Origin of the sequence: Hominimerdicola alba (assembly GCF_900109655.1) — a bacterium.
Lineage (GTDB): Bacteria > Bacillota > Clostridia > Oscillospirales > Ruminococcaceae > Hominimerdicola > Hominimerdicola alba_B.
Map to the genome: position 1 here is coordinate 1 of NZ_FOAT01000027.1, position 24144 is coordinate 24144.

At 45.4% G+C, this 24144-nt stretch carries 20 protein-coding genes and 4 pseudogenes; 5 read left to right on the forward strand and 19 right to left on the reverse strand.

Annotated elements, in window-relative coordinates:
* The coding region (locus BMY75_RS16500; protein ID WP_139199882.1) for a transposase at positions 1-237 on the forward strand (237 nt) is incomplete at its 5' end.
* 854 nt (positions 238-1091) lie between these two features.
* Here BMY75_RS16500 and BMY75_RS17790 read toward each other — a convergent pair.
* Both BMY75_RS17790 and BMY75_RS16520 read right to left on the reverse strand, forming a co-directional pair.
* Positions 1092-1229: pseudogene (locus BMY75_RS17790) on the reverse strand (hypothetical protein); the annotation flags it as partial.
* 14 nt (positions 1230-1243) lie between these two features.
* Entirely contained in the window at positions 1244-1939 is a 696-nt protein-coding gene (locus BMY75_RS16520) for an ATP-binding protein (protein ID WP_074836144.1), read from the reverse strand.
* An 84-nt stretch (positions 1940-2023) separates the two neighbouring features.
* On the opposite strand from BMY75_RS16520, the gene BMY75_RS16525 reads away from it, so the two are divergent.
* Complete coding sequence (locus BMY75_RS16525) at positions 2024-2668, forward strand: Crp/Fnr family transcriptional regulator (RefSeq protein ID WP_074836147.1); 645 nt, start codon at positions 2024-2026, stop codon at positions 2666-2668.
* 313 nt (positions 2669-2981) lie between these two features.
* Here the strand turns inward: BMY75_RS16525 and BMY75_RS16530 are convergent.
* The 5 genes and pseudogenes from BMY75_RS16530 to BMY75_RS16550 form a co-directional block, all read right to left on the reverse strand.
* Positions 2982-3756 (reverse strand): annotated as a pseudogene (locus BMY75_RS16530) (SIR2 family NAD-dependent protein deacylase).
* A complete protein-coding gene (locus BMY75_RS16535) occupies positions 3722-4486 on the reverse strand; it encodes a protein-ADP-ribose hydrolase (RefSeq protein WP_074836150.1) in 765 nt (254 codons plus the stop codon). Before BMY75_RS16535 ends, BMY75_RS16530 begins: the two are co-directional and overlap by 35 nt.
* A gap of 4 nt (positions 4487-4490) precedes the next feature.
* Positions 4491-5108, reverse strand: coding sequence for a 4Fe-4S binding protein (locus BMY75_RS16540; RefSeq protein ID WP_074836152.1), 618 nt, complete (start codon positions 5106-5108; stop codon positions 4491-4493).
* 50 nt (positions 5109-5158) lie between these two features.
* Positions 5159-5596, reverse strand: coding sequence for an Rrf2 family transcriptional regulator (locus BMY75_RS16545; protein WP_074836155.1), 438 nt, complete (start codon positions 5594-5596; stop codon positions 5159-5161).
* 17 nt (positions 5597-5613) lie between these two features.
* Entirely contained in the window at positions 5614-6243 is a 630-nt protein-coding gene (locus tag BMY75_RS16550) for an NAD(P)-dependent oxidoreductase (RefSeq protein ID WP_074836158.1), read from the reverse strand.
* 221 nt (positions 6244-6464) lie between these two features.
* On the opposite strand from BMY75_RS16550, the gene BMY75_RS17795 reads away from it, so the two are divergent.
* Positions 6465-6704 (forward strand): hypothetical protein, encoded by a 240-nt coding sequence (locus BMY75_RS17795; protein ID WP_139199884.1) that lies wholly within the window; start codon positions 6465-6467, stop codon positions 6702-6704.
* A gap of 321 nt (positions 6705-7025) precedes the next feature.
* Here the strand turns inward: BMY75_RS17795 and BMY75_RS18560 are convergent, their stop codons facing one another.
* The 10 genes and pseudogenes from BMY75_RS18560 to BMY75_RS18755 all read right to left on the reverse strand — a co-directional run bounded on the left by BMY75_RS18560 (position 7026) and on the right by BMY75_RS18755 (position 16319).
* Positions 7026-7874 carry a sensor histidine kinase gene (locus BMY75_RS18560; RefSeq protein ID WP_242940269.1) on the reverse strand — a complete coding sequence of 283 codons (849 nt, stop codon included), beginning with the start codon at positions 7872-7874 and terminating at the stop codon, positions 7026-7028.
* A gap of 39 nt (positions 7875-7913) precedes the next feature.
* A complete protein-coding gene (locus BMY75_RS18565; RefSeq protein WP_242940270.1) occupies positions 7914-8429 on the reverse strand; it encodes a hypothetical protein in 516 nt (171 codons plus the stop codon).
* Positions 8430-8466: 37 nt separating this feature from the next.
* Positions 8467-9140: pseudogene (locus BMY75_RS16560) on the reverse strand (response regulator transcription factor).
* Positions 9141-9225: 85 nt separating this feature from the next.
* A complete protein-coding gene (locus BMY75_RS16565) occupies positions 9226-9741 on the reverse strand; it encodes a hypothetical protein (protein WP_074836160.1) in 516 nt (171 codons plus the stop codon).
* Positions 9738-10433, reverse strand: a complete 696-nt coding sequence (locus BMY75_RS16570) for an urease accessory protein UreH domain-containing protein (protein WP_074836162.1) — start codon at positions 10431-10433, stop codon at positions 9738-9740. The genes BMY75_RS16565 and BMY75_RS16570 overlap by 4 nt, the downstream gene beginning before the upstream one ends.
* A gap of 4 nt (positions 10434-10437) precedes the next feature.
* On the reverse strand, positions 10438-11220 hold the full coding sequence (locus tag BMY75_RS16575) for an acyl-CoA dehydratase activase (protein WP_074836164.1): 783 nt from the start codon (positions 11218-11220) through the stop codon (positions 10438-10440).
* Complete coding sequence (locus BMY75_RS16580; protein ID WP_074836167.1) at positions 11220-12533, reverse strand: 2-hydroxyacyl-CoA dehydratase family protein; 1314 nt, start codon at positions 12531-12533, stop codon at positions 11220-11222. The genes BMY75_RS16575 and BMY75_RS16580 overlap by 1 nt, the downstream gene beginning before the upstream one ends.
* A gap of 1 nt (position 12534) precedes the next feature.
* Entirely contained in the window at positions 12535-13695 is a 1161-nt protein-coding gene (locus BMY75_RS16585) for a 4Fe-4S binding protein (protein WP_074836170.1), read from the reverse strand.
* A complete protein-coding gene (locus BMY75_RS16590; protein ID WP_139199888.1) occupies positions 13692-14939 on the reverse strand; it encodes a 2-hydroxyacyl-CoA dehydratase subunit D in 1248 nt (415 codons plus the stop codon). The genes BMY75_RS16585 and BMY75_RS16590 overlap by 4 nt, the downstream gene beginning before the upstream one ends.
* A 27-nt stretch (positions 14940-14966) precedes the next feature.
* Positions 14967-16319, reverse strand: a pseudogene (locus BMY75_RS18755) (carbohydrate-binding domain-containing protein).
* A gap of 296 nt (positions 16320-16615) precedes the next feature.
* Here BMY75_RS18755 and BMY75_RS16600 point away from each other — a divergent pair.
* Positions 16616-17113, forward strand: coding sequence for a CarD family transcriptional regulator (locus BMY75_RS16600; RefSeq protein ID WP_074836176.1), 498 nt, complete (start codon positions 16616-16618; stop codon positions 17111-17113).
* A 112-nt stretch (positions 17114-17225) separates the two neighbouring features.
* A complete protein-coding gene (locus BMY75_RS16605) occupies positions 17226-17765 on the forward strand; it encodes a GNAT family N-acetyltransferase (RefSeq protein WP_074836179.1) in 540 nt (179 codons plus the stop codon).
* A gap of 1170 nt (positions 17766-18935) precedes the next feature.
* Here BMY75_RS16605 and BMY75_RS16610 read toward each other — a convergent pair.
* Together BMY75_RS16610 and BMY75_RS16615 are read right to left on the reverse strand one after the other, a co-directional pair.
* Positions 18936-20309 (reverse strand): AAA family ATPase, encoded by a 1374-nt coding sequence (locus BMY75_RS16610; RefSeq protein ID WP_074836183.1) that lies wholly within the window; start codon positions 20307-20309, stop codon positions 18936-18938.
* 568 nt (positions 20310-20877) lie between these two features.
* Positions 20878-23892, reverse strand: coding sequence for a glycoside hydrolase family 9 protein (locus tag BMY75_RS16615; RefSeq protein ID WP_074836187.1), 3015 nt, complete (start codon positions 23890-23892; stop codon positions 20878-20880).
* Between the last annotated feature and the right edge of the window lie 252 nt (positions 23893-24144).

Here is a 24144-nt window from a genome sequence, read left to right on the forward strand (position 1 = left end):
AAGTTTCCTCAGGAGCTTAGGAAGCTGATCTATACCACCAATGCAATCGAAGGATTCAACCGTCAGCTTAGGAAAGTGACCAAAACAAAATCTGTATTTCCTACAGATGACAGCCTTTTCAAGATGCTGTATCTGGCTATGAAGGACATCACGAAAAAATGGACCGGCCGTCGTCAGGACTGGAGCCGAATCTATGCTCAGCTGGTTATTTACTACGGTGACAGGATACCTGAATAACATTTTTATCTTGACAATCAAATAATCATGTGCTAATATGCAGATAAGACCGACTGCTTTCACAATCGGTCTCATCATACACTCTTTTATTGCACTATTTTTCGTTTACACAGAATTTGGGATTGACTCCAGGGCGGCTCCGTTTTGCGGAACCGCCCCTTGCTGTTACCACTTAATAATTTTACTCTTAACTACCACACACCTGCCCCATGGTATTCTTGTAACCTCCAACTGTGTTTGTCAATCCCAAAGTGTACTGTACCACTCGCTGGTTATGAGGGTACCATGATTGATTGTATTTACTTCAATTATTGCTTGACTGCTCCAAACGGCAAGATACGCCTTTCATATCAAGTACAATCACACATCAAGCCGTCCCACTCTTCAAAGGAGTACTCTGGTTCATCGACTCTTGCTGTTATTGACTCCAAATTACTCTTTTCTTGTTTGGCTTATCTCCCAAGCTTCGGAGATAGTATTAGAAGTAAGCAGAGTGTCTATCTGTACCCATACTCGGTTATTTCTCACTATTCGGCTTCCAGTTCTAACTTCTCTAGCAGGAATTATTTCAGGCCCTAATTCATATAGATAATGCTTTTCATTCATTATTGTGTATGGTATTTCAGGAATGTATGAGTGCAATTCATCTACTATTTTGTAGTCCTCTATGTGGTGAATAGATTGTAGCTTGCCATCATATCTGAAAGCAATATAATTCAACGGCTCACGAGGCCAGCTTCCTTTTGTTCCACCGATAGGACAGAAATAGCTTCTGTAAATACATTCAGTTTTAGTATCGAGAAAAAATTTAGCCCTTTGAAGAAATGTTAGTTTGATTTATAACGCTTTCTCCTTGACAATCCCTTTGTAACGTACACAAGCAAGTCCTGCATTACTGCGACTTCGGGTTGTTTACAGCAGACACCGCAAGCGGTACAACCCTTACAGCCTGCTGTTTCCTGACACTGATAGCAAAACATTTTCTGTTCCATGATAAATACCTCCGTTATTTTCTTATCTCAACGATACTGCCGTCCGGCGAAATGACTGCAACTTCAAGCGGAATATCCTTACCGCTTGCTTCTATCGCACGTTTTATCGCATACTCCATACCTCCACAGCATGGTACGGTCATTCTTGTGAGAGTGATGCTCTTTATATCGTTATTTCGGAATATCTCCGTCAGCTTTTCAGCATAGTCAACAGCATCGAGTTTCGGACAGCCGATGAGCGTTATCTTCCCACGGATAAAATCATGGTGGAAGTTTCCGTAGGCGTAAGCCGTGCAATCAGAAGCGATAAGAAGATCTGCACCGTTGAAATAAGGTGCATTTGTAGGCAGGAGCTTTATCTGTATCGGGAACTGTCGCAGACAGCTCGGAACACGAACATCGCTGTCACCTTCTTTTGGCGTAAAGCTCTGCAAAGCAGAACCCGGACAGGTGAAACCGCTGCAAGCGGACTTCTTCTGCTTGTTTGCCTGCACTGCCTTCTCGTCATAAGCCGCCGCTTCACGCTCGGTGAAGTGGATAGCGTCCATAGGACAGGCAGGGAGGCAGTCACCGAAGCCATCGCAGAAATCGTCACGCATGAGCTTTGCCTTGCCGTTCACGATAGCGATCGCACCCTCATGACAAGCCTTTGCACACAGACCGCAGCCGTTGCATTTTTCTTCGTCTATCTCAATTATTTTCCGTATCATAGCCATACCTCCTTGACTTTCTGTATCCATTATAGTATAATCAAAAATGAAAGTATGTTGTAATTACAACATTTCGGAGGTTTTATGGATATTTCTGTTTTAAGTGGTTCGGCACTGTTCAATGGCTTTGATGAAACCGAGGTAAATAATCTGCTGGGCTCGTTGAATGCGAGGGAAAAGCGGTTCAGGAAAGGCGCAATGATATTTAATTCGGGAGATGTCATCAGCACGTTATGCTTTGTAATCACAGGCAGTGTGACTATCGAGAGCAATGATATGTGGGGCAACCGCACGATACTAAACCTTGTCAGCAAGGGACAATTCTTCGCTGAGAGCTATGCTCTGCTGCCTGATGAGCCTATGCTTGTCGATGTCTGTGCCAACGCGGACTGCACCATTGTTTATCTTGATATGAAGTCTGTCGGCAAGCTTGATGAAAGCATGAGGGTGAGACTGCTTGCAAATCTGTTGACGATCACCACAAGAAAAAATCTCCACCTGTCAAGCAGAAGCTTTCATACTGCTCCGAGACAGGTGCGCGGACGTATTATGGCGTATCTGAACACTGTTTCCGTTCAGAAGAACAGCCGTGAGTTTGATATACCCTTTGACCGTCAGCAACTAGCAGACTATCTCAATGTGGAACGGTCGGTGCTGTCCAACGAGCTGAGTAAAATGCAGAAGGACGGACTTATTAGGTGCAGGAAGAACCATTTTGAGATCATATAACAAAAATGCAGCCGACATTGCCGACTGCATTTTTTATTATGCTATTGCAGAAACAAAGCTCTTTCGTAGCTGTTCCTCGGTGTAGGAAGTCAGCTTTGAAAACCTCAGAATATCGGAACAGGCTGCCGCTGTTGCTCTCCGTCATAACGAAATGTTCTCTCAGGGCAAGAGAAATGACATACTCAGGAAGCTTGAACTTCTTGAAAATCCTAACGCAGAAGTCGAGGAATCAACTTTGACTCCAGACCACTGGATTCAAAGCGGCATTGAAACAGAAAGGCTATTGCACATTGACGGTGCAATAGCCTTGATTTTATATCCTGTCTAAAATACTATGAATATCCCCATTGATACAAATGCTCTGACCTCTGATCTCATCAGGTGCATACGCCTCCCCGAAATTCAGGCAGGCATAGACCGCCTTCGGGTTTGCATAGGTCATCTTCCAGAACGGATACTTGATTATGACAGGCGTGTTCATGCCCACACCAAGCTCTAAGAACAGGATATGCTGTCCCTCATGGCGGCGCAGGAACTCATCATAACGCTCCGCTGCTCTGTGCCAGCCCTCGTCTTCGACAAAAGTGTCATCTGCTCTGAGGTTCATGCTCATAGGCTTTCCGCAGACAGGACAGTGCGGAACAAGCTCTGACGGAACACGCATATCCTTCTGCTGCTCAAACATCGCCCTGCGTGTAGAACAGGCGGTGCTTGTCAAATCCTGCCTTTTGAAATTGGTGGTCAACATTGGTGGTAAGAACAAAATAGTCCTTATCCTTCACAAGCTCAAACAAACGCTTGTATGTGCCGTTATCCACGTCCATGTAGCGGTTAATGTAGATGTAGCGTGACCAGTACGCCCACTGTTCTTCCAAAGTCGGGAACGGATAAAAACATCCCGAATACATATCCCGAAAGCCGTATTTCTCCACGAAATCCCCGAAGTATTTCTGCAAACGCTCTCCCGAATAGGTAAAGCCTGCGGCGGTGGAAAGACCTGCCCCTGCACCGATGACGATCGCATCAGCGGTCTGTATTTCTTTTTTCAGATGGTCAATTCCCGCCGAGTAATCTCTTGTAAATTTCATGATCGTCCTCCTTGAATACATTGAAGATCACCTGTATATCGTGGCTCTTGCGAAACTCCCTGACAGTGCGGACTGCTATCTCTGCCGCCTTATCCTGCGGAAATCCGAACACACCCGTTGAGATACAGCAGAAAGTGATACTCCCGATACCGTTCTGTACGGCTATCTCAAGACAGCTTTTGTAGGAGCTTTCAAGCAGACGGCAATGTTCATCTGTAAGAATACTGTCTACGATCGGTCCGACGGTGTGTATCACATAGTCACAGGGCAAGTTATAGGCAGGCGTTATTTTCGCCTTACCCGTGGGTTCTTCATGACCTTGTGCCTGCATGATCTGACCGCATTTGTAACGAAGCCGTACCCCTGCAAAGGTGTGGATACAGTTGTCGATACAAGAGTGACACGGCTGCCAGCACCCCGTCATTCCCGAATTGGCGGCATTGACGATAGCACCGCATCGGAGCGTCGTGATGTCGCCTTTCCAAAGATATATGCCGTCCTCTATTGGCGAAAGATCTGAGATATCGGTGATTCCCTTGCTCTCGATCAGAGCGGTGAGGTATTCGTCCTCGGCTTGCAGATAATCCTCGTCTGCCTTGACAGCAGGGCGGATATTCACAAGGCTTCTGTAAAGGCGGAATTTATCTGTATCATTATTTGGTATCTCAATTTCGTCAACATCGTTTCTTTCTGACAGCAGATAGTTTATCAGAAGATCAAGTTTCACCATATGATCATCTCCTTATGACTGCCCCCACAGGACAGACCTCTGCACAGTTTCCGCAATGCAGACAGTTTTCCTGACGGATAACAGCTTTTTCTTTCAGTTCGATACAGCTCTGCGGACAGTCGCTCAGACATGAACCGCACCTGATGCAATCATCGGTCACGAAATATCCGCTTTCCGTGATCTCTGCACCGCCGAATGTGAAGCTGTCACGCTCGATAGGCTTCTTCGACAGGTCGAACCACTCTCCGCTGCCCTCATAGATCTGAAACACTGTGAGCGCCTTGCGGCTTTCCTCGGTGGGATATATCTCACACATATAGGGATTGTTCTCAAACAGCAGAGGGAGCATATCAGAACCCAGCTCCCTGACCTTGCCACGGACAGAGATCGCCGTACAGCTCATGGTATCCTCGCCTTTTTTTCCCGAAAGTGCAAGATAGCCCTTGTCCTTTAACCGTTGATAGAAGTTCTTTCCCTTTGCGGTGAGAAAGTACAGTCCGTTCTCGTCTGCATACATCATGTCGATAACACAGGTCACAGGCAGACCTTCGCTATCCACCGTTGCAATAACGGTAGAGTGTATCACGTCCACGATAAATCTCAGATAATCATTCGCTGTCATATTGTCCTCCTATGGAAAGAGTGTGCCGATGTTTTCAGCACACTCTCATTTTATTCCTCGTCAATTAACTTTCGTGTGTCAGAGACAACTTGTGCAAGAGTCGTGCTTTTCAGCTCGTTTTCAAAAGCCGCCTGCGCCGCTTCAAGCCTTCCGTCCATAGCCTTGTGGATATTCCGTCCCACAGGACAATCCGCATTGGGATTTTCGTGGAAGTGGAACAGACCCTCATCGTCTACGCAGTCAACCGCCTTGTAAATATCGTACAGCGTTATTTCGTCAAGTGCTTTTGCAAGGTGTGCGCCGCCGCTGCCCTGACGTGTTTCGACTATACCTGCCGTGCGAAGCTGTCCGAGAACATTACGGACGATCACCGCATTTACCCCCGTACTGCCCGACAGAAAATCGCTGGTCACTCTCATCTGACCGCCAAAAATGTCAATGCAGGTGAGGATATGCACCGCTGCTGTGAATTTACTTGTTATCTGCATAGATATTCATCTCTTTCTTACTCTCTTACCACGCTGATACGCTGCCCTATGTGACCGCCTTTTTCGATCTCGTCCACCATAGCAATAGCGTAATCTGCATAGCTGATAATGCTCTCGCTCTTAGAGTTGAGCGTCAGCTCCTCGCCTGCGAGAATGTACTTGCCGCTGCGCTCGCCGTCAGCCTGAAAATCTCCTGCGGGGCTCAGGTATGTCCACTTTACGTCATTTCTCTGACGGAGTTCACCCAGCGCCTTTGCCATAGCAGAAGCCAGCGGCTTGAACACTTCGGGAAAATCAGCACCGTCAGAAACACAGGCGGTATGCTCTTTGTTTACATACAAACTTCCTGCACCGCCGACAACGAGAAGTCTTGTGTCAGTTCCCGAAAGAATATCGCACAGGTGAGCAAGTGAAGTGGAGTGCTGAGGAAGTGTCTCGGGTGTCCATGCGCCGAAAGCGTCTACAACAGCATCAAAGTCCGTGAGGTCTGTTGCAGTCAGGTCGAACAGGTCTTTCACGATAACGTTCTGAGCAGCGGACTTGTTTTCGCCCTTGACAACTGCGGTAACGTCAAACCCTCTGTTTACAGCCTCTTTTACGATAAGCTGACCTGCCTTGCCGTTTGCACAAACTACTGCAATTTTCATAATAAGTACCTCCTGATTATATCATGATTATGGTGTTTTGTAAAGTTGTAAATATTTGTGTTTCAACTTTCCGACATTAGTATATCATGCAATTGCAAAGTTGTCAATAGATATATTACAACTTTGGAGGATTGCCTAAAATTATATTCAAGTGATGCGCATATCGCATAAATAATACTTCATTTTATACCGATGGCAAAGTCCAAACAGTGCAGTTTCAATTGGCAACGGCTCTTTTTTCTTTCCTGACGATCGACCTTTTATCCGCAGTATGGTATAATTACCCTAAGAATTACCGTATCGGGAGTGATGTGAAATGGCAGTCTACATCGAGTAGGATAGGCATGACAATAAAGCTAGTCAATAAAATAAGCGAAGATATACCGATAAGCTCAAAGGCTAAGAAAATCTATATTGACGATTTTGGTCAGGTTTTCATAAACCGAGGTGACGGTGGTTAGACAAGCTTTATCGAAGAGCAGATTTTGAAAAACTTTGAGATTGCCTCATAATAATAGTCCTCTTTTTCTTACCTATAATTTAAATGGTAATCAGGCAGATTTGTTACAGTAGGTATAACGAAGGTAAGCAAATAAAACTGTTTATATGTAAGCATCAAACCCGCACCTACCCCACCGAAATCTAATAAAGTATAATATACTCCAATGTCAAACAGCCACTAAGTAACCCCAAACATAAGCAGAATCAAATTCGATTTAGGAACATCATCATAAACAACAGCGGCACTCTCAAAGCTGAGAATGCCGTTGTTTCTTGTTATTCTACAATTTATTCAATTCAAGGCGGAACGTACAGCCTTTTCCGACTTCTGATACGGCACTGCACATGCCGCCGTGCTGACCTATCGTCTGCTTCACGATGGCAAGTCCAAGTCCCGAAACGCCCTTGCCGTCACGCTGACGGTTGGTGTAGTATTTATCCCAGATTCGTTCAAGCTCATCAGGAGCGATACCATCGCCGTGGTCGGCTATCTCAATGACTTCCTTGCCGTTTTCGACTTTCAAAGTAACGCCTATCCACTTGTCAGCGCCAATATGACGTAATGCGTTATCGATGAGGTTGTAGACCGCTCTCGTAAGTCTCGATGCGTTGCCACAAACATGGATATTTTCGGCAATACTGCACTCAAAGATATATCCGTCCTTTGAGAAAAGGCTCTCAAAGCTGTCCGTGACCGTTCCAACTATCTTGCTGAGGTCGCAGTCAGACATGATATCTTCGGTGTCCTTCATCTGCAATTCGGAGTATTCAAGTATCTCACCCACAAGTGCGGTGAGTCTGTCCGCTTCTCTGACGATGACCGCTACGTCCTCGGCGCACTGCTGCTCGTCCTCGTGAGATATATCCCGTATCATCTCGGCATAACCTTTTATCATGGTCAAAGGAGTTCGTAGGTCGTGGGATACATTTGCAAGCAGTTCGTTCTGAAATTCTTTATTTTGTTTCAGTTTATCATCAGTTTTATCAAGAGTTTCATTCAGCTCGTCAAGTTCAGAGCAGAAGCCATTATGATAATCTGCACTGCTTTGATCATTTCCAAGTTCATGTGCTTTTTTATTGAGCTGCGATATCGGTCGGGAAAAGTTCCTTGAAATGAAAAGCGCAAGCACAAAGCCAACAGCAATTGAGAGAAATGTTACTATCAGAAGCTATAATTGAATGATATGGGCGGTCGAGCCGACCGCATTTAGGTTAGTGTCGAGATAAAGTATCGCTTTATCGTCACCATAGTCAATATACTTGCCATAAAAATACATCTGATCGGTCTTTACCTCTGCTTCTCCACTGTCAGAAGAAGAAAGACTTTCAAGAAACTCGATATAATTATCAGGCAGCTCCCTGTAATGAAAGCGTCCTTCCTTATGTCCCTTATTGCCCTTTATCTGACCCAAGCCACCATTTTCATTATTTTCATCGCTACTATGATGTCCTTTTTTGTATTCATCGGCGGAATAAAGCATATTTCCGTCATTATCGGTAACATATACCAGCAGCGAATTGTCCCTTGATATTTCATCAAGCTGTTCGGTCATACTGCTGTCGAATGAGGTTATCTTCCCAGCTGCGGATATAGTGTTCCTGATTACCATTCCGTTGTAAAAGCTCTGCAAAAACACCGTCTGTAAAAGCCACAGAACGGTAAAGATAACGGCGGTGAACAGCATAAAATATCCAAGCAGTTTTTTGCGAAATGTTTTTGCTTTACGGTTCAAACTTATATCCCACCCCTCGGACTGTCTTTATGCATTCACGGCAGGAGCCCAGCTTGCTTCGGATCAGCTTTATCTGTCAGTCAACGGTGCGGTCAACGCCGAAGCTGTCATAGCCCCATACTTCGTTTAGTATCTTATCCCGAGGAAGCACAATTCCTCGGTTGTTCACAAAAAGCATGAGCAGAGCGTACTCCTTTGCGGTAAGTTCGTTTTTTACGCCGTCAACGGTCACGGTCAGCCCGAAGGTGTCTATCTCCATGCCGCCGATATTTACGATACCGCTCTCGTTTTCAGGAGAGTAGTCTTATGACGATTCATGACTGCTTTGATTCGAGCCATAAGCTCCAAAGGCGAAAAAGGCTTTGTAACGTAATCGTCCACGCCGACCTCAAAGCCGAACAGCTTGTCAAACTCCGTTCCACGCGCGGAAAGCATGATGACGGGGATATCCTTGAACTCCTTTATCTTTTTGCAGGCAGTAAATCCGTCGGTGTCGGGCATCATGATGTCCATAACAATAAGATCGAAATCCTCTATTTGGCAGATATCTATTGCCTGTCTGCCGTCCTCAGCAGTAACTACTTCATAGCCCTCACGCTTGGCATAGCGGCTTATCAGGGTAATAATATCGGGTTCATCATCTACGATCAGTATTCTTGACATGGCGCACCTCCTGCAACGGTATTGAAATAATTATACACGAAAAATGCCTCTTTGTAAAGCTGTTAAGGCGCATTTTTTCAATATGTCAGCCGTAAAGCTCCTGATACTCACTTTGCGCAGAGCTTTGTTTTCTTGCGCCTCGCATACACCTCGGATTCAGCAAAGTACAGCCATGACCGCAGCCACCGCATCTTAGATTACCGAGATATTCTTCCAATGTCGGCACGGCTGGAGTTTCAGCGGATTCCTCTATCTGCTGTTCTGTCTCCTGAGTTTCCGGAAGCTCTGTTATAATTTCTTGGGGCGTTTCTTCGGGTGCTTCTGTTTGTATCTGAGGCTGTTCTTCTATTGTGGGTTCTGTGAAAGAATTTCTTTTGACGTGTTTTTTTCTGTGTTCAGAAGATGTGGTTTCTTCTGTCGGCTGAGTTGTGACTGTTTCGGGAACAGTGGTCGTGACCTGTGTTTCGGAATAACTTTCATCTGCGTATAACTTCTCTGCCGAAACGGTCGATTCGGGCAGATCAATACCGTTTACCGCTCCGTATGACAGGCATATCACAGCATATACGGCAGCAAACGCCGCTAATGTTTTCTTTCTCATAAAGCGATGACCTCCTTAACAAGTCCGGCTGCAAACAATGCGATCAGCAGGAGACAGCAGCCGAGCCGGAACCATGTGAGATACTGCGGTATCTCTTTCCTCATTCTTTTCGCAAGCACACCCGACAAAAGCATGATGAACAACGCGGGCGATAATGTGCTTGCCAGCGCGAACACCGCACCGAGTACAGCCGCAAAGCCAACGGGCAGCGTTGCCGCATAGCCTGTTATCAGTATCAGCGGTGCGCAAGGAGATATGCCGTAGCCGAAGCCCATGCCTATCAATGCCCCGTGATGTGTCTTTTCTTCTGCAATAGGTTCTGTTTTGCAGGACTTACAGCTTTTGCAGCTATGAGACCCATGCCGTTCCCTTATCCAGCCGATAAGTAGCCATATCCCCATAGCAAGCATAACAGCATCTACAATGACCGCTGCTCTCACGCCTAATACTCGCCCCGAATCGTCAATAATATTTGAGCCAACAAGTGACGCCGTACAGCAGAGCAGTATCACCGCAAGGAGCTTCCCGAAGAAGAATTCAAGAAACGCCGAAACTGACTGCTTTACGTCTTTTGTATGCGTTGTCAGATAGCCGTAAAGTGCGGCGCTTATTCCCGAGCCGCAGCAGGTACCGCAGCCCATTCCGACCGATGCAGCCGCCGTCATGCTCTCAAACAGTAAGGAAATGCCCATGTGTTCACCCTCTTTCGCTTGCGATAAGTGCCGCGCCTATCGCGCCGTTGAACTGTGGATAAGAAGCGACATACACATCACGCATAAGCTCCTCCTCAAACGCCTTGTGCAGCCCGACGTTGAGAGAACCGCCGCCCGTCATGAGTATATCGCCGTCCTTTTCGGACTTCTTCATCATCTTGACGATACGCCTCGCCATCGAGATGTGCATACCCGCGAGGATATCGCAGCGGTCATATTTTCTTGCAACAAGCGATATCACCTCCGACTGGGCGAACACCACGCAGGTGCTGTTGATGTCGCAGGGATTCTTTGCTTCAAGCGAAAGCGGACCCACGTTGTCTATCGTAGTTTCAAGTATCCCGGCGATGACCTCCATGAACTTGCCCGTACCAGCCGCGCACTTGTCGTTCATGCTGAAATTCTTGACTGCATAATTGCCGTCGAGATATATGATCTTTGAATCCTGCCCGCCGATGTCGATTATCATTCCGGGGCGGTAATCCCTCGGGGCGGTAAGCCTGACACCGTAAGCGTGGGCGGTTATCTCTGAGATATCATCGTCAGCAACTTCAAGCACCTTGCGGCTGTAACCCGTTGCCATGATGTAGCCGATATCCGCGGGCGATATGCCGTTATTTTCGCACAGTTCACGGGCGAGTTTGCGAGCGGTACCGTCATTGTCGATGCCCGTGTTCCGAACCATAGTGTCGATGACCTTGCCCCCGCCGATCAGCGCGGCTTTCAAGTATGTCGAACCGCCATCAAGTCCGATATAGTATTTCATCAGAGATACCTCCTTCCGGTCTTATGCTTCTCAGGCTCCTGTTTCAGCTTGATAAGCTCGATAAAGGCTTCTATGCGTATTCGGAGCTGTTCAACATCTTCCTCGTTGTAGTCGCTTTCAAGACGTATCACAGGTATTCCAAGCTGTCCAAGTTCTTCTTCAATGCGCTTGTATTCAAAATCGTACACAAGACAGCCCCGCAGAACGTGATATATCACGCCTTGTATATCATTATCTTTTATCAACTGTTTCAGACGGTATATCCGCTGTGAGTTATCAGCAAAAGTCGGACATGGACACGGCCGCAGAGAACGGTTTGCCAACGCCCTCATCATGCCGTCAAAGCTGTCATCTGTGATAACAGGTGGATCGTACAGCCCACGTTCGCCCATACAGGTCTCGTCACCTGCAACAATACCGCCCATTTCCTCGATAAGCAGCGGTATCTTCATATTAGGAAACACAATGGGCGAGCCCGTAAGCAATATTCGCGGGAGCTTTTTGTTCGTGACCCTCTGCCCGTTCCCGGCGCGTTCTTTCAGCGAACGGTTTACCTCATGCAGAGCCGCCGCCCAGTCCTCCGCGTGCATATACGCCGCTGCATTCATTATCGTCATGGCGTGAGTGCCGCGTATCAGATACGGGTTTCCTTTTTTGAGCCGTATAAACTCCGACAATTCATACTGCGCCCTGCCCGTGATACGGAAAGCCTCCGCAAGCGAATCGTAAGTGACTTGATTGCCCGTAATATCTTCAAGCCTTGCCGCCATGTCATAAAGCTGTGAAACGAATTCGTCTATCTCGTCGTCGCCCTTAGATGTCGGTATGTGCATCGTCATGACCTCGCATTGTTCAGAGAGCATACCTGCAATTTTCTTTTTGCAGTCGCAGGTCACGGGAACGATCATCAGCGAACAGTCTTCGTACACAGGCATAAGACCCGTATTCTTGAAGCCTGCAACAGCTTTTACAAGGGGACAAGCATCACGGGGTGCTATATCTTCGCCCACAAAAAATGCCGTATAATTTCCGCTGCACAGCTTGACGGGAACTGCTCCTGCTGCATAAATAAGTTCCTGCGGAGCCATGACGCAGTATGTACCGATTGTCTTTTGCGTAGCGTTTAATCCCTGCATTTCTACATATATCCGATTCAGCGTGTCAAGAAACGGCTTCATACCGTCGGGCGCACCCGAAAGTTCATCAATACGCCGCAGATATTTAGCTGCTGTCTGCGTTTGCTTATTGATGAAACGCTTATCCTGACGAGCCTTGCGCTCCTGCTCTCTTGTAATTGTGATCATTGATCTCATCTCACTTTTTCTTTGGTGTATATCTCGATATTATGTCTTTTCTTGACGAAGTGTATAGTTTCAGTCCTGCACAGGTCAGCGACAGAGCATTATCCTCGGGACAGCATTTCACACACTCGCCGCACATGATGCAGTTCGCATCGGTAACATTTGTCTTGCCGCGCTCGGTGTATATCTGCTTGATACCCATAGGACAGGCTTCGTAGCAGGCACCGCATTCGGTGCAGGCAGTGCAGTCCTTTTTGATTCGGAACAGCGATATCTTATGGAACAGCCCGATGATATATCCCAGCGGGCAGATATTGCAGAACAGTCTTCTCTTGAAGAAGCTGCCTATCAGCACAAATATCATCAGAAATCCGCTTACATAAAGGCTGGTGCTCATGCCTGCGAGTATCGGTGATACTGCAACCGCTGGACAGAAGTTGCAGAAGTTTCCTCCTACAAAACACAGCCCGATAAATATCAGCAGCATAGCCCATTTTATCGGGGTAAGTGTTGAATAGAGCTTTTCGTTTGCCGATATGCCTTCGTTTTTTGTCTTTTGGCGTATCTTATCCATGATATCCTGTATCAGCCCCATTGGGCATAGAAAACCGCATATCGTACGTCCGAGAAGTACGATGAAAAGCAATGTGCTTCCGAAAAAGAGAAGTATGCTTTTGATTGGCAGCTCAAACAGCTCATTGAGGTGCGAGAGGTAGTAGCAGCTTGATTCGGTCATCTGCTCGGTGTTCCACGGACAGGAGAGTATCGGTATGCTGACGCTTGACATTTTTAGCCCGAATATCAGCCCGCCCCATATCATCATAAATCCGAAGCCTATCATCATTATCCAGCGTATTACCATAAAGGGTACAGGCTTTTGCATCGGAGCGTTTCCCGATTTTTCCCTGCCCGCAAAGCGTGAGTAAGTCTTGTCCTTTTTCAGCATCTGCTTTCTCAGACATAATGTTGTGACGATACCTATTGCCGAAAGTCCGATGATGATGAACAACGGCGCAAGCGTTTTCAGATAGTCAAGGGAAAGTATCTTGTCAAGGCTTGTATCGTAGTCATTCTGCTCGAACTCATAGAACGGAAAGACGTACGCGAAGTAGGCAATTGTTCCGAGAACAGCACAGGATAATGCAGCTATGATTATCTTTTTCTTTATCTTCATTTTGCCTGTTTCACCTCTTTATAGCGGTTTTGTGTCAGCATTTCTGAGAATGCTTCAAGGCGTATGCGAAGCTGCTCGATGTCCTGATACTGATAATCCGTCTCCAATCGAAACATAGGTATGCCATATTCTGCAAACAGCATTTCAAAGCGTTCAAGTTCAAAGTCCTGTTCTATCTGACCTTTCAGCACATGATACACAACGCCCTCGACATCCTTTTTATTGATTCGCCATTTAATGTAATGATACATTGAATCATTTCTGACAAATGCCGATGATGCATCTCTGCTGTACCACGCTGAAGCAATATTTTTTATGATACGGGAATAGCTCCCGTGAAGGTCGCTTTTTTCGTATATCAGGTATTGCTTCAGAAAAGTGCTGTCAACGGTATCTGTCAGATTGAGTCCCACATCGTCAATCAGAAACGGAATCTTGTAATTCGGAAAAATGATCGGTGAACCCATGACCATGACCTTCGGTCTGCTTTGCCCGACATAGGCATAACGCCTTGTAAGTTCCGCCGTTTTTGCAGTCAGCATCTGTAAACGATATGTCCATTCGTTGATGTTGAATGTTCGGTAATAGCTGTCTTGTATCAACAGTCTTGTGGCATTGGGAACGATATCAGGACGGTCACGGGATATATTCAGAAAAGCATTCAGTGCATACCGTGCTTTCGATATCCTTTGCGCTGCCGAAATCATGCTGCTTCTTGTGATGCGTGAGCCTGTATGCTCGGATATTGCTTTCGTCATATCAAGCATTTGCCGTTGCCATTTCTCCGAAGATTTGCTGTCACTGCGTTGGGGAGGAATATCCACAAGGCAGATTGTTCGTCCTTCTGTTTTGAGCTGATAGGCTATCTTACGCATACTGTCGCTTGTCATTGGTATGATAAACAACGAATCGGAGAAATCCACAGTGCCTTGTCTGTTGATATATCCGAGTATCGAACGGCTGACGGGATCGGTATCTTTCGGAACAAGCTCATCCGACCAGACGGTTGAAGCAAGACTGCCTCCGATAAGCCAATATGGTGCTGCACCGCAGGCGTATGCAAGCTCCTCGGGGATACCCGTTCCGAGTATCACAACTTTTGGTCTGCACTTGTTTTTTGCCCATGAATATTCGGTATCGAGAAAATACTTGATCTCCGGCAGATGTTTTTGCTGTGACCATATCCTGTCAAAAGAGTCCATATACTCCCATTCATATACTGAGGTCTTATCGTTATTTGCCATATTTATCACCGTTCCTTATGCGGGTATTCAGTAGCCTCGACGTCCTCCGCCCATACCTCCGCGCATACCGCCGCCCATCATGCTCTGCGGTATCTCCGTGACCTCCTGACCGTTGATGATGATAGTGCCGCCGTTGAACTCGGCTTTACCGTCATAATCAAATGAGGACATCTGTGCTGTAACATTTATAGTGCCGCCGTTCACATAGATCGAACCGTTTGCGTCAAGAGCGTCTGTATCACCCTGACCGACTGCAACATTCAGATATCCGCCGTTTATCTCGATAGCTGTTTCATAAGCATTGGTCTTGGTCGAAGCGTTGATACCGTCATCGCTTGCGTTTATGGTGATATTGCCGTCGTTGATAAGGATATATGTAGCTTCAAGTCCTTCTGCTGCTGTGATATTGAAATCTCCGCCGTCGATCTGTAAGAGCGCACATACCTGTATTCCGTCACTTGCTCCATTGATAGTGAACGTGCCGCCTGTGATAGTGATAGTACCCTCGGCTTCGTCATTCTCGCAGTGGAAACCGTCCTTGTTAGTGGTAATATTGAATGAACCGTCGCTTATAGAAATTGAATCGTTTGCTTCAAATGCGTCGAGTGTCGAGCCGACATTGTATGTTCCGCCCGTTATCTTCATATCGTCCTTGCAGGTGATACCGTTGCCGTAATAAGAAGTAACATTCAGCGTACCCGTGCCGTTGAGAACAAGGTCATCCTTTTAGAAGATAACAGCGTCGGTATTTGTTTCACCGTCTGCTGTGAACTCTCCGCTGACTGTAAGTGTATTCTCGCTGTCGGTGGTGGTAACAAAGACCTTATCTGCTGAAACAACGTATATTGGGGGAAAATCATCGTTGGTTATGCTTACACCGTCAAACACAAGCTGCACCTTTGCGTTTTTGTCCGCGTTTACCCTTATAGTGCAGTTCTCCGCAGTACCGCTTATGGCATATACGCCTTCCTCGGTGATATCTATTGTCTCGTTGTCGGAAACGGTGATGCTCTGAGATTCGCTCGTGTCTGCCGTCTGTTCAAAGTCACGGTCTGTGAAGATATCCTCTACTGTCGTATTTTCCGGGAGCTCTGCGGTCTGTACGGTCGTGGTTTCCTCCGCTGAGATATCTTCGTTCTCGCCTCTGTATATCTCCAGGTCTGTATCGACAGCCGCCGGAGTATCGACTGTTTCGATACTTGCTCTCTCGGGTCTCGTTTCGGCAGCAGACGCAGTATCATCCGCCATGATGTATGAGATGCCCGAGCTTGTATCATCTGTCGCCGCGGTATTATTTGCCGAGATGATATTTCCGCAGCCCGTCATGGAAGCGGTGATAACACCCGCGAGTATAATTGATGTTAGGTAAGTCTTTTTCATAAGATCACTTTCTTTCGGTAATGTAGAGTCGGTATCTGTCTCTGTGACTTGATTATACAAGATATCTTTGAGCGTATAAAGGAGCGAAGGTGGAATGTCGGGCTTGTAATGTGGAATTTAAGTTAGATTATGTGATGAGAAAGTGAAAGCAAGACTGCTTTTGAAGAGATTTTTGTGCAAAACTGCCTTTGATTTTTCCTTTCAAAAGTGCTAAAATATAAAAAGAGAACGTGTAGCAGTTACTGCGTAAGTCCAGTTACTTGCTTCACGTTCTATTTTTTTGCGAGGTGATACTTATGTACAACGTAGGCGATATGGTGATGTACGGAGCATTCGGGATATGTAAGGTCACGGCGGTAGAAAAGCGTGATTTTACGGGAGAAGAACAGGAATACTACATTCTAAAACATATAAACTCAGAGAAAAACATCTTCTATGTACCAACGGGCAATGAAGTAGCTCTCAGCAAGATGCACTCGATATGCTCAAAAGCAGAGGTAGATGAGCTGATCTCTCACATGAACTCCGAGGGGCTTATATGGATAGACAACGACATCAAGCGTAAAGAAGAATACAGCCGCATCATCAAAGATGCCGACAAGCACGAGATCATAAGACTAATAAAAACACTGTATCTGCGCCGCAAGGAACTTGCCGAAAACGGAAAGAAGCTCCGTTCCACGGACGAGAATTATCTTAGCCTTGCTGAAAATATGCTTTTTGAGGAATTTGCTTATGCTCTTGATATTGACAGGAGTGAAGTTGTTGAATATATCGAAAAGCACATTGCCTGAAATTTGTGAAAAAACACAATTTGAAAAATACTGAAAAATTTGATATAAGCAGGCTGTTTTCAGTTGTGCGCTGAGCAGATACGCTCACGATGAGGAAGCTGCAAGATCCTTTGTGCTCAATGGCTTCGGAATACGCTGTTCGGATTCTGTCAGGAAAATCTCAAGCTTTGCTATTTCTTATGATCCGGGAAACATTCATTTTGCTGAATTGCCGCCAAATGAATTTGAAAGAATACGGAAACTGAGAAACGGGCTTGTAAAGCATCTGGAAAGAGCGCCGGTATTCTTCCCGACTGATATGGAGCGCTATGAGCAATGGTTTAAGAACGGAGATCTGCGAGTGTTTGCCGCAGAGGCAGACGGTGAGATCATCGGCTTTATCTCCCTGGAGGATGAAGCAGAAAACTTTATTACCAGACACAACACGATGAAAAATATCTGCGGTGCATACTTTGATGAAAAGTATCGCGGAAAGGGAACAGCGCAGGGCTTGCTTGGCTTTATCATTGAAACGCTTAAAGCTGAGGGCGTAACTCACCTCGGTGTGGACTGCGAAACTCTTAACCCTACTGCGCTTAATTTCTGGGGCAAGTATTTTGGACCGTACACATATTCCTTTGCAAGAAGGATCGATGAGCGCATTGTGTTATAACATCAGCGTCATTTTGAACTCAGACAGCAAAAAAGCCGTCAGAACAAGAAGCCCCCACAGTTTCGGCTGCGGGGGCTTCTGATCTATTTGTATTCTCTCCACCACCGCACCGTCTGCGTTATCCTTGAATTATCTTTTTGTTTTGGGAAAGAGTATTTCAAGTATTAGAGAAATATATCTGATGGTGTTTGATTTTGAAATGAGGTGAAAATAAAGTGAAGTTGTGATGAAACGACAGGTTTTATTACTATCTAAATTTTAGACACCATACAAAGAAGCCTAGATGCATCTGTGTTTTATATTTTCTTTGTCCGATGAGTTGAATTTCGTTTTAATATTCTTTCATGAGTTCGGTTTTTCTGTTGGAGAAAAAGTTGGTCCCCCCTCATTTTTTAGTTTTATTCAAGATTTGAATAATTAAGGAGAAAAGAGGAAGATGAAACGAAATTAAACGTCCAGTTTTGGTGTAGTTTTAGGGCAGAAATGAACTCAAACGCTGTTTGTAGCCCGGGATTTCCTCCGATTTGGGTATGTTTTCGGTACCATTTGGGTATGTTTTCGTTTCTGTTTTCCACTAAAAGTCCTAAAACTAACTTTTCGAATTAGTTTTAGGATTTTGAAGATTTTTGCTTCATTTGAGGCACTTTTAAATTCAAGTTTTGAATTATTTTTCCAGAATTTTCCTTCGTTTTGCTAAAACTAAATTTAGTTTTAGCAATATGAAATTAGTTTTAGAAATATGAAACCAATTAGTTTTAGCGTGCTAAAGTTAGTTTTAGCGTACTAAAGCGTTTTATTCAATGATTGAATAATAATATTCAAGACTCGAATGCTTTTTACAATATTTGGTTATATATGTCAAATTATGTAAATTTTGGTGAAATCTTAATATATTTATATAATCGCTTCATTCGGAGATCAGAGAACATCCCAAGCAACTAAAATCAGCCTAAATTTTAGACTATTTATGTTATTTAAGAGCGCATATCCGTCTAGTTTTAAGACACTTATTTGTCTAATTTTCTATCACCTGTGCCTTATCAGTTGCATTTTTGCCTAAATATTAGTCAATAATCAGTCGAAAAATTAAGTGAATAACAAGACGGACGACAAAATCGGTTGACAAGAATCATAAACCGCCGTTCAGGTTCGTCCTGAGCGGCGGTTTTTTCATTCGTTGAAGTAAAGCACCTTTCCGTCAATGAATGTAAATTTGTCCGCAACCTCAAAATCAAATCCCCCCGTGCAGACAAAACCCACGCCCGACACAGTGATGCCTTTGATGCTGTCAAGCTGTTCCTTTTCCTGACGGCATTCTTCAAGGGTCATGGGGCGGTCGAAGTATTTGCATTCGTAGAAATCATACTGCTCTCCACGCCGTATCACGCAGTAAAACTCGCCATTGGTCTTGGTGGCAGGGTCATCATACCAATAGCTGCCGAAGTCGTCAATATCCGGATATAAGCCCCGTATAGCGGCTCTGTGAAAGTATTGCAAAGCGATGCCTTCAAGCCGTCTGCTGACGAATTGCTCCAGTACAGCGTCAATATTTCGATTGAAGAACTGCTCCTCACCGATACGGGCGATCGTTCCCGCCTTGCCGAAAATGAACGTGAAATAGAACCGCATCAGATTATCCACGATCTCGTAAAACTGTTTTTTCTTGTCATTCCGGCGGTTGATCGGGTCGGTCTTCTGAATGGTCTCCATGTCGAGCAAAATTTTCAACTGCTTGTCTAGCAGACCTGTCTCGCTGTTCGCTATTTTGTCCCGTATCTCGCTGTAACGCTTCTTGCCGTTGCCTAGGATCTCCAGAATCCTCGCATCGAAAGTCTTCCGTATCTCTCCCAGCATGACATTCTCGATGTGCGACCGCACCAGACCTGTTTCGGGCAGCAGCAGACGCTCGATGTTCTCACGGAGGTTCAGACCCGTATCAAGATTTTCCAGAACATAAGGACTTCCACCGAACACGGCATAGAAAGCGACCTTGTCTCGAACAGAAAGATCGGGATAAAATTTCGCTGCATCAAGGTAGTCAAAGTCACGGATATGCTGTATCAGTGAGAACCGTCCAAACAGTGGGTTGCCCTCTTCGAGCAATTCCTTCATCACCGTGATATACGAACCGCAGAGCACCAGCTTGACATTTTCGGGCAGTTTGTCGATGACCGCCTGCATATAGGAATCGACCTCGTTTTTCTTTTTGGTCTGCTTGAGGTAGGGATACTCGTCAATGATGAGAAGTATCTTTTTGTCCAGAGTTTTCAGGTAATCCATCATCTCGAAGAAAGAGCCGAAGCGGATATTCGGCAGTCCAAGCCCCTCCGAAACGCTCTGATAGATCAGCTCCATATTGCCCTCAAAGGTGCTTGTCACGCACATATGGTTGATGACGACACCTTCAAAGCTCTTTGCAGCTTCGCTCAAAAGCGTGGATTTTCCGACCCTGCGCTTGCCGTAGACCAGCACCGCTGTCCTGCGTTTCCATGAGGAAAGCTCGGCATTCAACTGCCTGAGTTCTTTTTCTCTGCCGATAAACATAGCACCACTTCTTTTCTGAAAATATTTTCTCTGAATAATTTTTCAGTATAATGATATTATACCACAGTACTTTGCGCTTGTCAAGTTTCTGAATGAAAATTCAGTGAAAAACTATTCAGAAAACAACAGACTTGATTCGATGACCCGTTATTGATAGTATGCCAACGGTAAGCAATACTATCACTCGGAAGCAGGTTATCAATCAGATGAAAATCAGGAATTAATTGTACATGGTAATATTATAATTGATAAGTATAAAGATATATATTGCCATCTGGAAGGAGAATACAATTCAACCGAGTTGATCATAATGTTTAAAGAAAAAAAGAAATAGGAGACAGGTACAGCTGGGGCGTATTGAATGAAGATACATTTTCTTTATTTGTTAAACAATAAAAAAACGGCAAGTTTCTTATCAATAAAGCATCGCTCATGAAGAGACTATGCTTTATCTGATAGTATAAAAGCCCCGTTTTATTTCCGTTAAAGCATCAATAAAAACGGATAGCCGCCTGATAAAGACGGTCTATCCGTTTTGCATTTATCAAATTGAAGCAATGCCAGTCTGTTACTTTATGGTGACAGTCACAGCATATTTGATAGCAGTTGCTGTATCCCATCTTCCGTTCACTCTTGCGGCAATCGCTACCTTATATGTTACGCCGGGAGTCAGATTTTTGGGAGAAGTGTAGGTAGTGCCTGTGATATCCTGCTTCTGAACTCTCCACTTGCCTGCCAGATAAACTGCTATGCCGTATCTGTCAGCGTTTTCCACCTTGTCCCAGGTAAATCTTACCTGATGGTACTTCTCACTGTAAGCGACCTTAATGTTGATAGGATAAGGAACAGGGACAGGATTCGAACCGCCGAACCGATCGTTCATGAATGATGACATCCAAACCAGAGAAGCGTTCAAGCTGACGGAAACCTCATTTACAGACCATGCCTCTGCACTGTCAGCATAGCACTTCTGATTAGCTAAAGTGCCTCTTTTATAGCCGAGACCACGAAGGTAATTATCATTATAAATAACTGAGCAGGGACCGCCTGCAAGAACACCTGCGGGTGCCGCCGGGAAGGACGGATCGATACTGTTTGCCCAGTATTTGTGGTGTGGTGATCCCATTGCCTTATCGCCGTAGCCTGATACATAAGAGAAGCCCAGACCGTTTCGTCCGAAGAGGTAATCAAGTGCTTCAGCAGCACCGTTCCGATAAATATATTTGCCGTTATCAGTATCATAAGCATAAGCCAGGACCATAGCGTTGTTGATAACGAAGGAGTTGGAGCCGTACTCATAACCTGTGTACACATCTGCATCGCCGATACCGATATAGCCCCCGACAGTCGCACTCTTGTAAGGTATGCCCATGCCTTCTTTACTCATCTGAAAAATATATCGATCAGCAATATTTTGGATAGAATTGACAATAGTCTTCCTGTCAGCAGAAGATGTCTTGTCGCTCAGGTAGAGTGAAAGAGTGCCCATACCCGCAGTATTGCCCCAATTGAAGGAACCGAACGAACCGTTGTTCTCGCCGCCGCTCAGGCAGGAAGTCAAGCTGAATGCCTTATCCTGACCTGACTGATCATTATAATTTTTATAGCGTTTTAAGAAGCCATAGTAAGCCGAGTCCCCTGTTGTTGCATAAAGCTCACAAGCTGCCCAGTAAGCATCGTCAACTACATAGGTGTCACCGAAAATGTTGTTTCCGCCGGATACACTGGGAGCAAAGTAAGGATCATCATAGTAATAGCCACTTTTAACGTCCCATTTGGATTGCTTAGCCATGATAGCCTTCCAGCTGTTCTGAGCATTTTGCAGACACTCTTTTGCAAAGTCATCATCTATGCCCTTCCACAGACGTGAAGCCTGTGCAGCACAAGCGATCATGTTGAATGTGGCTGCATACGTAGGAGGTCTGACGATACGGTAAGGATAAATGTCCTCCATTGTAATGTGCGTCCATCCGAGCAATGGCGTGAGCGGAAAACCTTCCCACTCATAGTTCTGCACTGAATGATATACAAAGCCGTCCTCATTTATCATTTTGAACATCCACTCCAGCTCTACCCTTGCTTCATCAAGTATATCGGGAGCATTATCCTTATTTTCGGGGACAGCTATCGTGCCATCAGTCCACTTGCGTGTATTGCCTCTCCTCTTGGAGAACTCATAAGCGTTCTGAAGTGTCCATACGGAGAAACCGCCTTCGACAACGTGCTTACCGTGGTCGCTTGCAGCGTACCATCCGCCTGTAACGTCGATCTTCTTATCCTTCTCGCCATCAGAGAAGTCGCTGTCATAAGATCTTACCCATTTGCTCTGTACATAAGCCATATCGGGGTTATGACCAATCTTACCGTGAGCCAGCATACTCTTATCACCTGATGTGATGTACTCAGACTCTATCGGTACTCCTGAGCGGTTCTGATAGAAGTAGTTCATGGAATCCCTCAGCAGCTGATCATCATAGATCTGTCTGTCTATCCTGAATGGACTGCTCTCGTTCATCGTATAAGTTTTCAGAGTTACGGGATTTGTCCATAGAAGCTTATCACCGCTGAGCTTTGTATCGTTTACATTTTTAGAATTCATCACCTGAGTGCCGCTTACGCCGACTGTATCCTTAACGAATATCGTGTACTCGCCCACAGTTCTGAAATCCGAGAAATCAATGATATGTACGTTGGCACCCGAGTCCTTGTATCTTGTGTATACTGTGACCGATTTAACAGCTGTATCCTTACCTGTACCCGAATCAGGATCTCTGCCGAATACCTTCGTCTTGCCTGTGTACTTTACGTTGCCCGATCTGTCACGTATCTCAAAATCCAGTGGCTTATCAGCATCGGTAACATAAGAAGCCCTCTTTTCCAGCTGAGGATAGTAACCTATCTGATTCAGGCGAACGTTGCTTTCGGGTCTTACAACGCCCCACTCGTTATTATTGATTTCGGTTATACAGCCCCCGGGAGTAGTGTCGATCAGAGACAGATCATCGAATTTGAGGACAGTATCGTTAGGGAAGCAGTCTACCGGCTGATACTGACCCTGTCCGCCGTAGTGGAATGCCCACTCAGCAAGCTCAAGATCATATTCAGCTGTAAACTCAGCATCGAAGGTGTTGTCGCCTTTAGCGATCTTTACGCATTCCCACGTCTGATTGTAATTATCATTGCCGCAGTTGTTGTGCCAAACTTCAACAGTTCCGCCGTAGTTACCGATCCTGGTGTACAGCTCACCCTCATTGGAAGAATTGACCTTCCAGTGTACCTTGTAAGTATGACCTTTATGTATCACTAAATTTCTGCAACGGAACTGAAGATCCCATCTTGACTCGGGACCATCGTTGTTCATTATCGTTACATTGTAAGTGCCGTCTGAAATATCGAAGTCCTGCCGTGCCGGTGCATTCTCTAATGTGTGCCAGGGAAGACCCATGCCTGCTTCGAAGTCAGACTGGATAAGTATCTGTTCATCTTCTGCAAACACACTCATAGGTGCAGATGCGGCTGCTGCCGATAAACCAGCGGTAATCGCCACAAGCCCTGCGGCGATCCGTTTCATTGTCTTGTGCATAACCTCTTGACCCTCCTTTTGAAAATAAAAGAACTTAAATCTGATACGGCTGTAACTTACAGTAAACGAAATATATACCTGAAACAGCCATAGCCACATTTTAACGGGGATGGACATTTCACTGTCATTACGCTGTTATGTCCGATAGATATTATATCACATTGCTTTTCAAATTGCAATAATTTCAATAATATCATTTCAATTTTTTTATTCCATTCCTCTGCCGCATCAGATTTCCGCAGTATATAAAAA

Bases quoted from the DNA above. Each gene is read 5' to 3' on its own strand.
- BMY75_RS16520 (WP_074836144.1), bottom strand. From the start codon at position 1,939: ATGATACGGAAAATAATTGAGATAGACGAAGAAAAATGCAACGGCTGC.
- BMY75_RS16525 (WP_074836147.1), top strand. From the start codon at position 2,024: ATGGATATTTCTGTTTTAAGTGGTTCGGCACTGTTCAATGGCTTTGAT.
- BMY75_RS16535 (WP_074836150.1), bottom strand. From the start codon at position 4,486: ATGGTGAAACTTGATCTTCTGATAAACTATCTGCTGTCAGAAAGAAAC.
- BMY75_RS16540 (WP_074836152.1), bottom strand. From the start codon at position 5,108: ATGACAGCGAATGATTATCTGAGATTTATCGTGGACGTGATACACTCT.
- BMY75_RS16545 (WP_074836155.1), bottom strand. From the start codon at position 5,596: ATGCAGATAACAAGTAAATTCACAGCAGCGGTGCATATCCTCACCTGC.
- BMY75_RS16550 (WP_074836158.1), bottom strand. From the start codon at position 6,243: ATGAAAATTGCAGTAGTTTGTGCAAACGGCAAGGCAGGTCAGCTTATC.
- BMY75_RS18565 (WP_242940270.1), bottom strand. From the start codon at position 8,429: ATGCTGTTCACCGCCGTTATCTTTACCGTTCTGTGGCTTTTACAGACG.
- BMY75_RS16565 (WP_074836160.1), bottom strand. From the start codon at position 9,741: ATGAGAAAGAAAACATTAGCGGCGTTTGCTGCCGTATATGCTGTGATA.
- BMY75_RS16570 (WP_074836162.1), bottom strand. From the start codon at position 10,433: ATGGGCATTTCCTTACTGTTTGAGAGCATGACGGCGGCTGCATCGGTC.
- BMY75_RS16575 (WP_074836164.1), bottom strand. From the start codon at position 11,220: ATGAAATACTATATCGGACTTGATGGCGGTTCGACATACTTGAAAGCC.
- BMY75_RS16580 (WP_074836167.1), bottom strand. From the start codon at position 12,533: ATGAGATCAATGATCACAATTACAAGAGAGCAGGAGCGCAAGGCTCGT.
- BMY75_RS16585 (WP_074836170.1), bottom strand. From the start codon at position 13,695: ATGAAGATAAAGAAAAAGATAATCATAGCTGCATTATCCTGTGCTGTT.
- BMY75_RS16590 (WP_139199888.1), bottom strand. From the start codon at position 14,939: ATGGCAAATAACGATAAGACCTCAGTATATGAATGGGAGTATATGGAC.
- BMY75_RS16600 (WP_074836176.1), top strand. From the start codon at position 16,616: ATGTACAACGTAGGCGATATGGTGATGTACGGAGCATTCGGGATATGT.
- BMY75_RS16610 (WP_074836183.1), bottom strand. From the start codon at position 20,309: ATGTTTATCGGCAGAGAAAAAGAACTCAGGCAGTTGAATGCCGAGCTT.
- BMY75_RS16615 (WP_074836187.1), bottom strand. From the start codon at position 23,892: ATGCACAAGACAATGAAACGGATCGCCGCAGGGCTTGTGGCGATTACC.